The 12916-nt window shown below is 65.2% G+C and carries 14 protein-coding genes and 1 pseudogene; 9 read left to right on the top strand and 6 right to left on the bottom strand.

Features of this window, described 5'->3' with window-relative positions; genetic code table 11:
- The first annotated feature begins 11 nt into the window (after positions 1 to 11).
- From CXY82_RS04750 to lnt, 8 genes are read left to right on the top strand one after another with little or no spacing between them, the layout of a single operon-like run.
- Positions 12 to 980, top strand: a complete 969-nt coding sequence (locus tag CXY82_RS04750) for an FKBP-type peptidyl-prolyl cis-trans isomerase (RefSeq protein WP_104169908.1) — start codon at positions 12 to 14, stop codon at positions 978 to 980.
- 34 nt (positions 981 to 1014) lie between these two features.
- A complete protein-coding gene (locus tag CXY82_RS04745; RefSeq protein WP_233199205.1) occupies positions 1015 to 2076 on the top strand; it encodes a YafY family protein in 1062 nt (353 codons plus the stop codon).
- On the top strand, positions 2073 to 3068 hold the full coding sequence (locus tag CXY82_RS04740) for a YafY family protein (protein WP_104169907.1): 996 nt from the start codon (positions 2073 to 2075) through the stop codon (positions 3066 to 3068). Before CXY82_RS04745 ends, CXY82_RS04740 begins: the two co-directional genes overlap by 4 nt.
- Positions 3069 to 3071: 3 nt before the next feature.
- Entirely contained in the window at positions 3072 to 3416 is a 345-nt protein-coding gene (locus tag CXY82_RS04735; protein ID WP_104169906.1) for a hypothetical protein, read from the top strand.
- Positions 3409 to 3630: a twin-arginine translocase TatA/TatE family subunit gene (gene tatA, locus CXY82_RS04730; RefSeq protein ID WP_104102079.1), complete on the top strand. Its 222-nt coding sequence runs from the start codon at positions 3409 to 3411 to the stop codon at positions 3628 to 3630. Before CXY82_RS04735 ends, tatA begins: the two co-directional genes overlap by 8 nt.
- Before the next feature lie 47 nt (positions 3631 to 3677).
- Positions 3678 to 4430 carry a twin-arginine translocase subunit TatC gene (gene tatC / locus CXY82_RS04725; RefSeq protein WP_104169905.1) on the top strand — a complete coding sequence of 251 codons (753 nt, stop codon included), beginning with the start codon at positions 3678 to 3680 and terminating at the stop codon, positions 4428 to 4430.
- Positions 4431 to 4439: 9 nt separating this feature from the next.
- A complete protein-coding gene (locus CXY82_RS04720; RefSeq protein ID WP_104169904.1) occupies positions 4440 to 6893 on the top strand; it encodes an RNA helicase in 2454 nt (817 codons plus the stop codon).
- 9 nt (positions 6894 to 6902) lie between these two features.
- A complete protein-coding gene (lnt, locus tag CXY82_RS04715) occupies positions 6903 to 8447 on the top strand; it encodes an apolipoprotein N-acyltransferase (protein ID WP_104169903.1) in 1545 nt (514 codons plus the stop codon).
- A 34-nt stretch (positions 8448 to 8481) separates the two neighbouring features.
- Here the strand turns inward: lnt and CXY82_RS04710 are convergent, their stop codons facing one another.
- From CXY82_RS04710 to CXY82_RS04695, 4 genes and pseudogenes are all read right to left on the bottom strand, one after another.
- Positions 8482 to 8847 (bottom strand): RNA polymerase-binding protein RbpA, encoded by a 366-nt coding sequence (locus tag CXY82_RS04710; RefSeq protein ID WP_104169902.1) that lies wholly within the window; start codon positions 8845 to 8847, stop codon positions 8482 to 8484.
- 90 nt (positions 8848 to 8937) lie between these two features.
- A pseudogene (locus CXY82_RS18515) lies at positions 8938 to 9633 on the bottom strand (glycerophosphodiester phosphodiesterase family protein); the annotation flags it as partial.
- A 116-nt stretch (positions 9634 to 9749) separates the two neighbouring features.
- A complete protein-coding gene (locus CXY82_RS04700; protein ID WP_370443682.1) occupies positions 9750 to 10745 on the bottom strand; it encodes an SPFH domain-containing protein in 996 nt (331 codons plus the stop codon).
- 20 nt (positions 10746 to 10765) lie between these two features.
- Positions 10766 to 11236, bottom strand: coding sequence for an NfeD family protein (locus CXY82_RS04695; protein WP_199180882.1), 471 nt, complete (start codon positions 11234 to 11236; stop codon positions 10766 to 10768).
- Between the two features lie 116 nt (positions 11237 to 11352).
- Between CXY82_RS04695 and CXY82_RS04690 the strand changes: the two genes are divergently transcribed.
- Positions 11353 to 12144: an SDR family oxidoreductase gene (locus CXY82_RS04690; RefSeq protein WP_233199204.1), complete on the top strand. Its 792-nt coding sequence runs from the start codon at positions 11353 to 11355 to the stop codon at positions 12142 to 12144.
- Between the two features lie 58 nt (positions 12145 to 12202).
- On the opposite strand, the gene CXY82_RS04685 is transcribed toward CXY82_RS04690, so the two are convergent.
- Entirely contained in the window at positions 12203 to 12544 is a 342-nt protein-coding gene (locus CXY82_RS04685; protein WP_158252126.1) for a DUF308 domain-containing protein, read from the bottom strand.
- Complete coding sequence (locus tag CXY82_RS04680; RefSeq protein ID WP_158252125.1) at positions 12541 to 12726, bottom strand: DUF308 domain-containing protein; 186 nt, start codon at positions 12724 to 12726, stop codon at positions 12541 to 12543. Before CXY82_RS04680 ends, CXY82_RS04685 begins: the two co-directional genes overlap by 4 nt.
- Between the last annotated feature and the right edge of the window lie 190 nt (positions 12727 to 12916).

Below are 12916 nucleotides of genomic sequence, written 5' to 3'. Positions count from 1 at the left end.
AATGAGATCCCGTGCGTAGAGCTCCTGCACTCATCGCTTCCGCTGGCCTGCTGGTCGCGGTCCTCACCGGCTGCAGCACCCCCGTCGACGCCGCAGACTGCCAGGCGCCGGCCACGAAGGGGGCAGCGTCGAAGCTCGTGTCGGTGTCGGGCGAATTCGGCTCCGCGCCGACGGTGGACTTCCCGACCCCGCTGAAGACGGACACCACCCAGGCCAGTGAGATCATCGCCGGCACGGGTGACGGTCTCGTCCCGGATCAGCTGGTCAAGCTCGACCTCAGCCTCTACAACGGTACGACGGGTGCGTTGATCAGCGCGGGCGAGTACGACGGGGTCAATCAGGCCAGCATCGTCCTGGACGACGAGCAATCGCTCCCGGGCCTGGCGACGGGCCTTGAGTGCGCCCAGGTCGGATCCCGGCTGGCTCTCATCGTCTCCCCGGACGACGGGCTCGGCCCGGCCGGCGGAGACCCCAACAGTGGCATCGGCGCCGACGACTCGCTGGTCTTCGTGATCGACGTCGTGCGCGCCAACCTGCTCCGGGCCAACGGCGCCAACCAGCCGGTCGCGAGCGGGCTTCCGTCCGTTGTCCTTGCGACTGATGGAACCCCCGGCCTGACCATTCCGTCGAGTGAGCCGCCGACCGAGCTGCAGATCGGCGTCCTCAAGAAAGGCGATGGCGAGCAGGTCGCGGAAGGCGACACCGCGACCCTGCACTACACGGGCGTGCTCTGGAACGAGAACACGGTCTTCGATTCCAGCTGGCAGACCGGGAAACCGGCCGAGTTCCTGATCGTGGACGGTTCCAAGACCGAGGGCGGGCTGATCCCCGGGTTCGCCCAGGCCATCATCGGGCAGACCGTCGGTTCGCAGGTCATCGCAGTCATCCCGGCGGATCAGGCTTACGGTGATGAGGCCTCGCAGAAGATCCCCGCAGGCTCAACGCTCGTGTTCGTCGTCGATGTCCTCGGCGTGAACTAAGTCTCGGCCTGCAAGCGGCGGATAGACTCGCAGGGTGCCGTCCACCATTGAAAAGAACAGCCGTGTTTCGGTAGAAGAACGCCTGTTCAGCCTGGTACTTGCGCTCATCGCAACGGAAGTCGGGTTGACCAAGGCCGATATTCTGTCCACCGTGCAGGGGTACCGCCAGCGCTACCTCCCCGGCGGCGACAACGCGAGCCTGGAGCGGCAGTTCGAGCGAGACAAAGACGACATCCGCGAACTGGGCATTCCGCTCGAGGTGGTTGAGCCGCCGGACGATCCCGGGAGCAACCACCATTTGCGCTACCGCATCCCCAAGGGACTCTACGAGCTTCCGGTGGACGTGACTTTCAGCCCGGACGAGCTCATGCTGCTCAAGCTTGCAGCGACGGTCTGGCGGGAGGGCTCCCTGTCTTCGGAGTCCAGGCGTGCGATGACGAAACTGCATGCGCTGGGCATCGACTCGAGCGATCCCGTGCTCGGTTACTCGCCGTCCCTGCGCGTGCGGGAGGCGTCCTTCGAACCGCTCAGCAAGGCAATGGATCGCGGTCAGGTTGTCGCATTCCTCTATCTGAAGCCCGGCGAGGCGGCGGCGCGCCGCCGTCAGGTCGAGCCCCGCGCCGTGGTATTGCACGACGGACGATGGCACCTGTTCGGTACCGACCAGGATGCTGTGGCAACCCGCACGTACCTGCTCTCCCGGATCGTGGGCCCGGTGGTGACGGTCCCCGGAGCCTCGTTCGTGGCGCACGGTGACGGTCAGGGGCAGGAAGCGCTCAGCGAGCTCGAGGCGCTGTGGACCGCCAACATCGCCGTGATCGCCGCCCGGCCGGGCAGCGATGCCGCGGTGAGACTGTCGAAGCGAGACGCCCCGGGAGAGATTCGAACGAACGCGGACGCATCCGCTCTCCACCTGAACTTCACCGATCTCAACGTGTTCGCCGACGAGCTCGCCGGCTACGGCCCGGAGGTTCTGGTGCACTCGCCCGCGGCCCTGCGCACGGCGGTCCGGTCCCGCCTGATCACCGTGCGGGATGCCCACACCGATTTCGATCTGAATGCGCACCCGGACACCACGACGGCGGCAGACGAATGAACAGCGGTCCGGCACTCGGAGCATCCGACAAGCTGACCTTCCTCCTGGCGCTGGTTCCCTTCCTGATGGACCATGACCGCATCAGCGTGACCGACGTCGCCGAGCACTTCGGGGTGTCGCCTGACCGGGTGCGCGACGCGGTCAACCTCATCGCGGTTTCCGGCATCCCCGGGGAAACCCGCCAGTACCTGCACGGCGACCTGTTCGATATCCATTGGGACGAGTTCGAAATGAACGACCTCATCGTGCTCACCCACCTCGTGGCCATCGACGACTCGCCGCGCTTCTCCGCCCGAGAAGCCGCCGCGCTGATCGCCGGCCTGCAATACCTGTCGTCGCTACCGGAGAATGCCGACGTCGACGCGATCGCGTCGCTGATGGCGAAACTCACCCGCAGCGCCTCAGCGGCTCCCAGCCAAGTTGCCGTCTCCGGCACGGATGCCCGCAGCAGCATCGCGGTCGTGCAAGCCGCGGTCCGCGGCGGAGTACAGATCGAGTTCGACTACCTGAATGCCCGCGGCGAGAATGAACTGCGCCGGGTCGACCCGTGGCGCATCCAGTCTGTGGACCGGGACTGGTACCTGCGCGGCTGGTGCCACCTCCGCGAAGCGGCCCGCACCTTTCGCCTCGACCGAATGAGCGATCTGCACGTGACCGACGTGCCGACCAACCCCCGGTCCGCCGATGCTGTGCCGACCGAGACCCTCTTCGAGGGCTCCGCGTCCGACCAGGATGTGACGGTTGAACTCCCGACGTCTGCCGTTCCGCTGCTCGCAGACTACGCACCATACGGCGCCCCCGGCGCACACGGGGACCGCGTGCGGAGGACACTCAAAGTGGCTCACTATCACGGCCTCAAACGCCTCGTCACCGGCCTCGCCGGAGTCGTGGAAGTGGTTGACCCGGCCGAGGCGCGCGCGGTCGTGCGCGAGTGGGCGGCCGCCGGCGTGGCCCGCTACGACGAGTCCGAACCGACAGACGTGGGGGAGTAGACGATGCCGTGGTGGTCGTGGGCACTGATCTGGATCGGCCTGGTGCTCGGCCTGCTCGCGATGCTGGCCTGGTTCGGGTTCGCCCTGTTCAAGAAGGTCATGGCCACACTGGAGGCCCTTCAAGAACTCGGCGATCTTGTCGCTGACGTCACCCGGAGGCAGGAGATGCCGCCGCAGGTCCGGTTCCAACCGGCCGTCTTCACAAAGCCCGCCGACCTCTACCGCGCTCTCGAACTGGTTCAGCGTGACCGGGCGCAACGTCGACAGCGGCGGCGGGATTCCTTGATCGCCAGAGGTAAACTATTTATAACTCGACCATTGACCCAAAGGACAGATACTGATGCTTAACAACCTGACCGGATGGCACTTCCTGATCATCCTCGTCATCGTTCTGCTTCTGTTCGGTGCGCCCAAGCTTCCCGGCCTCGCCCGCAGCCTCGGGCAGTCCATGAAGATTTTCAAGAACGAGATCAAGAGCGATAAAGAAGACGCCGAAACCACCGGCAGCGCTGACGACTCTTCGAAGGCCGCCGGCACAGCCGACCCGACGACGAAATCGTAAGTCCCGTGGCGGGGCGAATCCCTCGGCGCACGGCCACTGATGGAAAAATGTCGCTGGGGCAACATCTGCTCGAGCTGCGCAAGCGTCTCTTCCTCGCTGCGGCAGGAATCCTGGTTGGTGCGATCGTCGGCTGGTTCCTGTCCGATTTCGTGTGGGACGCCCTGCGCGAGCCGATCTACGCCATCATCGAGGCGCAGGACCGCACGGCTCAGCTGAACTACCCAGACATCACTAGTGCCTTTGACCTGAAGTTGAAGATCGCCTTCTACGTGGGGCTCGTCGTGTCCAGCCCGGTCTGGCTCTTCCAGATCTTCGCGTTCCTGGTTCCCGGCCTCACCCGCATCGAAAAGCAGTACACCTTCGGCTTCCTCTTCACCGCCATTCCGCTGTTCCTGGCGGGCTGCGCCGCGGGATGGTTCGTTCTGCCGAACATCGTCGGACTGATGACGAGTTTCGCACCCAAGGAAGACGCCGCTCTCATCGTCGCGCAAAGTTACCTCGACTTCGTGTTGAAGCTCATGATCGCGATCGGTGTGGCTTTCGTGCTCCCCGTCTTCATCGTTCTGCTCAACCTGGCCGGAGTGATCAGTGCTCAGTCGATCATCAAATCCTGGCGGATCGCCGTGCTGCTGATCACGCTGTTTACCGCGATCGCCACCCCCGCTGCCGACGTGATCTCGATGTTCCTTCTTGCCATCCCTATGGTCGTGCTTTACTTCGCCGCCTATGGAATCGCGTTCCTCCACGATCGACGTGCCGCCCGCCGCGCCCGTTCCCTCGAACAGGAGTTAGCGCTCTGAGCGCATCCGATGACCAACCTTGAATCGCCCGCGGAACGCTATGCCGCCTCCCGAGCCCGCGCCGGCCGGCCCCGCCTGGAGTCATTCCGCGCCGGGCTCCGCTTCGGACTGGATCCCTTCCAGCTGGCCGCTTGCGCGTCTCTCGAGGACGGTAACAGCGTGCTCGTCGCCGCGCCCACGGGTGCCGGCAAAACCCTGATCGCCGAATTCGCGATCTATCTAGCAATGCAGAGCTCTCGGAAGAAGGTCTTCTACACCGCCCCGATGAAGGCGCTGAGCAATCAAAAGTTTCAGGAACTCGTCGCGGAATACGGGGCGGATGCCGTGGGCCTGCTCACCGGCGACACGAACGTGAACCCCCAGGCCCGCATCGTGGTCATGACGACCGAAGTGCTGCGCAACATGCTCTATGCCGATTCGGACCTCCTCACAAACCTTGCCTTCGTCGTGTTGGACGAGGTCCACTTCCTGGCCGACCGGTTCCGCGGTGCCGTCTGGGAAGAGGTCATCATCCATCTGCCCCAGGACGTACGTCTGGTCTCGCTCAGCGCCACGGTCTCAAACGCCGAAGAATTCGGCGACTGGCTGCAGGCCGTCCGCGGCGAAACGGATGTCATCGTCTCCGAAGAGCGACCGGTTCCGCTCGAACAACATGTGCTGGTCAAGAGCAAAATGCTCGACCTCTTTGACGTGGCCGGCCTGGCCGGGACCCACCGGGTGAACCCGGAGCTGGTGCGGCTGGCCCAGTCGGGCGGGCGCGCACCCGGCGTCCGCTCGGCGAACGGACGCCGGGGCGGCGACCGCGACCGCGGCCGGGGGACCCAGCCGCGTGGCGGTTTCGAACCGGGGCGGATGGACCGCTCCGAGATCGTGCGGCTGCTCGAGGGCAAACACCTGCTCCCGGCGATCTTCTTCATCTTCAGCCGAGTCGGCTGCGACCAGGCGGTCCGCCAGGTACTGCGGGCCGGCGTGCGCTTGACCGACGCTCAGGAGCGCGAGGAGATCCGGCAGATCGTCGACGAGCGCTGCCGTACGCTGCTCGACGAAGACCTCGGCGTGCTCGGCTACTTCGAGTGGCTCGACGGCCTCGAGCGGGGTGTCGCCGCCCACCACGCCGGGCTGCTTCCGGCGTTCAAGGAGGTCGTTGAGGAGCTGTTCCAGAAGAAGCTCCTGAAGGCCGTCTTCGCCACGGAAACCCTGGCGCTCGGCATCAACATGCCGGCCCGTACGGTGGTGCTCGACAAGCTCGAGAAGTTCAACGGCGAGGCGAGAGTGCCGGTCACCCCGGGGGAGTACACCCAGCTGACCGGTCGGGCCGGGCGGCGCGGCATCGACATCGTGGGCCACTCGGTGATCCAGTGGGCTTCCGGACTCGACCCTCAGACGGTGGCGTCACTCGCGTCTCGACGCACCTACCCGCTCAATTCCAGCTTTAAACCGACCTACAACATGGCCGTCAACCTGATCGACCAGTTCGGTCGGGAACGCACGCGTGAGGTCCTCGAGTCCTCGTTTGCCCAGTTCCAGGCCGATCGGGCGGTCGTCGACCTGGCACGCAAAGTGCGCCAACAGGAGGAGTCACTGACCGGGTTCGCACAGTCCATGGTCTGCCACCTGGGCGACTTCACCGAATACTCCTCCATCCGTCGCAATCTCACCGACGTCGAGCGCCAAAATGCGGCCGGGGAGACCGGCGCCCGTGCGGCGCGCGAGCGCCGCCAGCGCGAACTCGGCAGCCTGCGTAAGCGCATGCGCGAGCATCCGTGCCACAGCTGCCCTGAGCGCGAGCAGCACGCACGGTGGGCACAGCGCTGGTGGACGCTGAGGCGAGACACGGATACCCTCACCCAGCAGATTACGACACGCACCGGCGCCGTCGCACGCGTCTTCGACCGGGTGACCGAAGTTCTCGTGGGCTACGGCTATCTCCTCGAGAACCCCGACGCCACGGTCACGCTCAGCCCGAGCGGCCTGATCCTGCGGCGCATCTACGCGGACCGTGACCTCCTGGTGGCGGAATCGCTGCGCCGGGGCCTGTGGAACGACCTCGACCCAGCGGGTCTCGCCGCCATGGCCTGCGCTCTCGTTTTCGAACCCCGCCGCGAGGAGGGTTTGATCGACGAACGCTACCTGCCCAAGGGCGCCTTCCGCGAGGCCCTGCACGAGACCCAGGAGTTGTGGAGCCGCCTCGATGATCTCGAACGCGATCACAAGCTTCCCGGCAGCAACCCCCTCGCGGTGGGACTCAGCCTGGCGATATGGAAGTGGGCGCGAGCCGGTTCGCTCATCGACGTCCTGGATGAGGCCGAGATGGCGGCGGGCGACTTCGTGCGCTGGACGAAGCAGACCATCGACCTTCTGGATCAGCTCTCGGTCGTGGCCGACGACCCCGTCGGCCGCACCGCTCGCAAGGCCATGGATGCGATCCGCCGTGGGATCGTGGCCTACTCGTCAGTCGCCTAGGCTGATGACGTGATCTCGGGGACCCTTCGGCCATTGGCCCTCCCGTTGCCGGCCGCTATTCTGCTCGCCGCGGCGGCCGGCGCGATCCTGGACGCCGGGTTTCCCGATCGGTCGTGGTGGATTCTGGCCCTGGTCGGAGTCTTCCTGATGCTCTTTGCCCTACTGGGGCGTGGTTTCTGGTCCGGCCTGCTCATCGGGTTGGTGGCCGGATCAGCGTTCTGGTTGATCCACATCAGCTGGCTGACGCTCTATCTCGGACCTGTGCCCTGGCTAGCACTGGCCGGCTTGCAAACCATATTCTTTTGCATCAGCCTGGCGCTGATCGGTGTCGTGCTCGAAACGGGGCCGCGGGTGTGGCCGACCAGCCTGGGCCGCCTCGGCGTGGTGCCGGTGGTCGTGGCTGGGCTGTGGACGGTGCGGGAAGCACTCGCCTCGGTATGGCCGTATGGCGGATTCGCTTGGGGCAGGGTGGCCATCTCCCAGTCCGAGAGCCCGTTCAATTCACTGGTGGCCTGGGTCGGCATGTCGGGGCTCAGCTTCGTCCTGGTCTGGCTCTGCGCCCTGGCTCTGCAGTTGCTCCGCGAAACCCCGGCGCGACTCACCGTGCGCTCAGGCATAGCCGCAGGGGCGATCGCGGTCGTATTGGTCGTACCGGCCTGGCCGACGGTACAGACGGGGGAGGTGCGTCTGGCTGCCATCCAGGGTGCATCGGATGCCGGTCTGTTCGCGCGCTACTCACCGGGGCAGATCCTGGCGGACCACACTTCGGCGACCTTGGCCGTCATCGACGAGGAGGTCGACTTCGTCGTGTGGCCGGAGAACGCCAGCGACATCGACCCCCTTCGTTCAGCGGATGCCGCCAAGAACCTGGACTTCCTCAGCCGCCGGATGGGCGTCCCGATCATCGCGGGAGCGATAACGCAGCGGAACAACAAGATCTACAACAGTTCTTTGCTGTGGCAGGAGGGGGAGGGCGCCGTCGACATCTACGACAAGGTGCATCCGGTACCCTTCGCGGAGTACATGCCGGACCGTGCGTTCTGGCGGCCATTTGCTCCCGAGCTGATCGACCTGGTCGCGCGCGACTACTCCATCGGCACCCGGGACAACGTTTTCGACATCAACGGGATCGTGGCGGGACTCGCCATCTGCTTCGATATCGCCGACGACCAGCTCGTTCAGGAAATGGTCGACGACAAAGCCGAGATCATCCTTGCCCAGACGAACAACGCCGACTTCGGCCGCACCGACGAGAGCGTGCAGCAGTTGGCCATCGCGCGACTCCGAGCCATCGAGGCCGGGCGCACGGTCGTGAATATCTCCACCGTAGGCACCAGCGCCATCATCACGCCGGGTGGTGCCACGCTCGACAGTCTGCCGACCTGGCTGCCCGGAGCGATGGTGCAGTCAGTTCCCCTGAGCGACACGGTCACCCCGGCGATGGGTGCGGGACGGGTAATCGAGTGGCTGGTGTGCGGCCTCGGCCTCGCCGGGTTTGTACTGTGCTCCATTAACGCGCTACGCGCCCGACGGAATCGGGCGCGTGGCATGTAATCCTGATCAGTTCAGGCGGCGAGAGAAGGGCCGATCAGGCGCCAACCTTCTGCTGTCCGCGACGCTCCCGCAGGAACGTCAGCCGTTCCTCAAGGAGTTCCTCGAGCTCGGCGCGGGTGCGTCGCTCCAGGAGCATGTCCCAATGCGTACGCGGTACTTTCTCGTCGGAATGGTCCACTATCACCGGTTTGGAGTCAACCAGCCGGGTTGCTGTCTGTGAACAGAAGCGACATTCCCATTCGTCAGGGGCTTCCGCCTCTGCCGAGAAGATCATGACCGTCTCCCGTGCGCACGTCGCACACAGATACGTGTGACTAACTCGTGGTGAAAAGGTTACGCCCTCTTCGCTTTGCAGGCTTTGTGCGCCTAACCTCATGCCACGCAAACTGCGATCCGCCATCGTGTGGTCTCCTCTCGCGATACGACTTCTAGGTATAAACCATCAAGCTGGACGTTATCTTTCCGTTATGTGACTTCTCGGAGCGAACTCTCAGGCTCGCGCCGCGATGATCGCCACGGCCAGGTCGCACCGGTCGGTGACGATCCCGTCGACACCGAGGTCCAGGAGCCGGATCATGGACTCCGCATCGTTGATGGTCCAGACATGCACCTCCACCTCGGCAGCGTGCATGCCGCGAATGAAGCGGGGAGTGAGGATGCGAAGGAAACGAACCGACTCCGGCACCTGCACGGCGGCAAAGCTCCTCAGGGAGTGCCGCACCGGAGCGGCAAGGCCCAGTTCGGCGGACAAAACGGCGCGCATCAAGACCGACGCGGATGCCGATGTGGCCACCCCGGGGAGCAGCGCAGCCGTGCGGCGACGGCGGTTCTCGGAGAAAGAGGTGATCAGCACCCGGTCGATGGCGCCGGCGTCCCGGACCGCCGCGGCCGTGGCCTCGACGGCGGCCAATGATTTGACGTCGATGTTGAACCGGGCCTCCGGGAAGACGTCAAGTCCCTCGCGAAGCGAAGCGAAGGATTGCCCCTGACCGAGTCCGACCCGGCGCAGCTCGCCCATGGTGAGCTGGTCGAGGCGGATGCGGGTTCCGGCCACATCGTGTTCAGCGTCGTGGCTGAGCACGGCGATTCCGTCGTCCGTGGCGTGGACATCCGTCTCGATGTGGGTCGCGCCGGCCGCGAGCGCGTGCCGGAACGCCAGCAGGGTGTTCTCCGGTGCATCAAGGGAGAGGCCGCGATGGGNAGCGCGTGCCGGAACGCCAGCAGGGTGTTCTCCGGTGCATCAAGGGAGAGGCCGCGATGGGCGAAAACGCGCGGCCCGACCCCCTCGAGGTACATCGCCGCCTACGCCTCCGGGACGGCGGGGGACCGGCCGGCCGGCCCGGCCTGCCCGGTCTGCGCGGCCTGCCCGGCCTGCCCGGTCTGCGCGGCCTGCCCGGTCGGCGCGGGGGCGGCCGAGCCGCCGACGGCATGGCCGAACGCCGCCCCGATGCCGTTCATCGCGGCGGTGAGTTCGCTGGGCACGATCCACAACTTGTTCGCACTGCCCTCCGCGAGCTTGGGGAGGGTCAGAAGGTACTGATAGGCCAGGAGCTTCGGATCCGGGTCACCGTCGTGGATCGCCCTGAATACCGTGGTGATGGCCTCCGCCTCACCCTGGGCGCGCAGAACGGCTGCCTTCGCGTCACCCTCCGCCGACAGGATGGCTGCCTGCCGAGCTCCCTCGGCCGTCAGAATCGCCGACTGCTTCGTGCCCTCGGCGGTCAGGATGACCGCGCGGCGGTCACGCTCGGCGCGCATCTGCTTCTCCATCGAATCCTGGATGGACAGGGGCGGGTCGATCGCCTTCAGCTCCACCCGTCCGACTCGGATACCCCACTTGCCGGTCGCCTCGTCCAGCACGATCCGCAGCTGCCCGTTGATATTGTCGCGGCTGGTCAGCGCCTCTTCAAGGTTGAGGCCACCGACCACATTGCGCAGGGTCGTCGTCGTGAGCTGCTCGACCGCGCCCAGGTAATTCGCGATTTCGTAGGTGGCGGCACGTGCATCCGTGACCTGAAAATAGACCACGGTGTCAATAGACACCACGAGATTGTCCTCCGTGATCACCGGCTGCGGGGGGAAGGAAACGACCTGTTCGCGCATGTCCAGCAAGGGTCGCACCCGGTCGATGAAGGGAACCAGGATGTTCAGGCCCGGCTCGAGCGTCTTGTGATACTTGCCCAGACGCTCGACGACGCCGGCGTTGGCCTGCGGGATGATCTTGATGGCCCGGACCAGAACGACGACGACGAACACCCCGAGTACCAAGAGGAGGGCGGCAACGAAGATTTGCCCAATGAATTCACCGGTGGAGAGCACTATGTGATGTTCCTTTCCGAGGGTAGAACGACGGCGGTGGAGCCTTCGATCGCGGTCACGCGAACAATCTCACCGGGTTCGGCGGATTGCGTGTCAGTGTCGGGGGAGAGGCGGGCTGTCCAGGTTTCGCCGTTGGCCAGTTTGACCATTCCACCCGAGGGGCGAACGGTGGACAGTACTTGTGCAGTCATGCCGAGCAGTGCGGCGACATTGCTCGGTGTGTGATCGGCACCCTTCCTCATCAGCCGCAGGAGAACCGGGCGTATGAGCAGAATGAGGAGCACGGATACCACGGCGGCCGTGACGATCTGGAGCCACCACACGGCTCCCAGCAGGTTCGCCCCCAGGCCGGCCAGGCTGCCGACAGCAATCATCAGAAAGGTGAACTCGAGAGACAGCAGCTCGATGATCACACAGACGAGGATGAAGACGAGCCACACGATCCACAAGTAGTCGGTCAGGTCAGCCATCAATTTTGGAGCCTCTCACGTGACGTTTCCCTGTCGAAGCTATCACCTGCTCGTTGGCCGGAGTCGAGACTGGCCGAGGCTGAGTCCCGCCGCTCATGTTGGTAGGGTTGGACGTTGTGACTACTGCACCCAAAAATCCCCTCGACACCGGCTCTCTCACCGGCAAACGCGCTCTGGTCACGGGGTCGTCCCGTGGTGTCGGAGCGGCCACCGTCGGCCTCCTCGCCGAGGCGGGCGCCAGCGTCGCGATCAACTTCCGCAACAAAGAGGCACGGGCGATCAAGGTCGCCGATGCGATCCGCGCCGCAGGTGGCACGGCAATCACGGTCGGCGCAGATCTGACGGATGCTGCATCCGTCGAGTCCATGTTCGAAACCATCCGCGCGGAGTTCGGCGGCCTCGACATCCTCGTCATGAACGCCTCCGGTGGCATGGAAAGCGGCATGGCCGAGGATTACGCCATGCAGCTGAATCGGGACGCCCAGGTCAACCTGCTGCACGCGGCACGGCCCTTGTTGGCTCCGGGTGCCCGCGTGGTGTTCGTCACCAGCCACCAGGCCCACTTCGTCGAGACCACGACCACCATGGCCGAATACGAGCCGGTCGCCCGGAGCAAGCGCGCCGGCGAGGACGCACTGCGCGCCCTCATCCCCGAGTTCGCCGAGGCCGGCATCGGTTTCGTCGTTGTTTCCGGCGACATCATCGAGGGCACGGTCACCGCCGTCCTGCTCGAGCGAGCCAGCCCGGGCACCATGACCGCGCGTAAGGTTGCCGCCGGCCGGCTGTACAACGTCAGCGAATTCGGCGCCGAGGTTGCGTTGGCGGCCGTCGAGGCCGTGCCGGAGAACAACACCAGGTACGTCGGGGACATCGCGGACTACGTCGGCGAAGCCGCCAGTCGAAACTGACGTCGCGGGCAGCACGTGCAGTGCGGCCTGGCGAATGCTGTGCGGCCGCTCCGTGCGGCTACGCCGTATCGAGTGTCGCCGGCCGACCCCGGCCGAACATGAAGGCCTGCGCCAGTTGGATGATCCCGGACAGAACGAGGAACACTCCGCCGATCGTGGCCAGAATGGTGACCGAGTCGACGGGGGAGAAGGGCACCACGACGCCGGTCACGACGGCGATGGCGCCGAAGACCGTGCCGAACCACCTGCTGGAGTCCGGAGCCGTGTCGACCAATCCGGCCACACCTTCCACGATCCAGGAGATCCCGATAAGCATCCCGAGCACTGCCAGGGTGTCCAGAGGGTTTCTGATTGCCACGATACCGCCGACGATCAGCAGCACGTCGAGCAGGATGTTCACAACCCGGCTATCGCCGGACGTGCCCTGTGTGAATAATCCTCGCCTACGTGAACGATGCCGCGGATCAAGTAGTACAGGCCGAACAGGATCCCGAGGGAGGCGACGGTGGCGTCCGGCCAAGACAGGATCAGGATGCCGACGACCAGGGCCAGCAGGCCGGTGCCAGCGATGGCCGGGCGCACACCGGTGATTTCTGACGTGCTGAGCGCTCTCTAATCCAACGACAGATCGTCCGGCCAACACGTCCAGACCTCTCCACTGGTTGACCGATAATGCACATTATGTCAGCACGTAATGCATCTATTGCAGGAATTGCAGAATAGGACTCCCCTGGTATTTTTCCGCCGGAGCGCCGGCCGCGTCAGGAACTTC

The organism is Cryobacterium sp. M23 (assembly GCF_002929655.1).
Lineage (GTDB): Bacteria > Actinomycetota > Actinomycetes > Actinomycetales > Microbacteriaceae > Cryobacterium > Cryobacterium sandaracinum.
The sequence above is the reverse complement of the archived record's forward strand: the minus strand, read 5'-3'. Positions and strand labels throughout refer to the sequence as shown.

Bases quoted from the DNA above. Each gene is read 5' to 3' on its own strand.
- CXY82_RS04740 (WP_104169907.1), top strand. From the start codon at position 2,073: ATGAACAGCGGTCCGGCACTCGGAGCATCCGACAAGCTGACCTTCCTC.
- CXY82_RS04735 (WP_104169906.1), top strand. From the start codon at position 3,072: ATGCCGTGGTGGTCGTGGGCACTGATCTGGATCGGCCTGGTGCTCGGC.
- tatA (WP_104102079.1), top strand. From the start codon at position 3,409: ATGCTTAACAACCTGACCGGATGGCACTTCCTGATCATCCTCGTCATC.
- tatC (WP_104169905.1), top strand. From the start codon at position 3,678: ATGTCGCTGGGGCAACATCTGCTCGAGCTGCGCAAGCGTCTCTTCCTC.
- CXY82_RS04720 (WP_104169904.1), top strand. From the start codon at position 4,440: ATGACCAACCTTGAATCGCCCGCGGAACGCTATGCCGCCTCCCGAGCC.
- CXY82_RS04710 (WP_104169902.1), bottom strand. From the start codon at position 8,847: ATGGCGGATCGCAGTTTGCGTGGCATGAGGTTAGGCGCACAAAGCCTG.
- CXY82_RS04695 (WP_199180882.1), bottom strand. From the start codon at position 11,236: ATGGCTGACCTGACCGACTACTTGTGGATCGTGTGGCTCGTCTTCATC.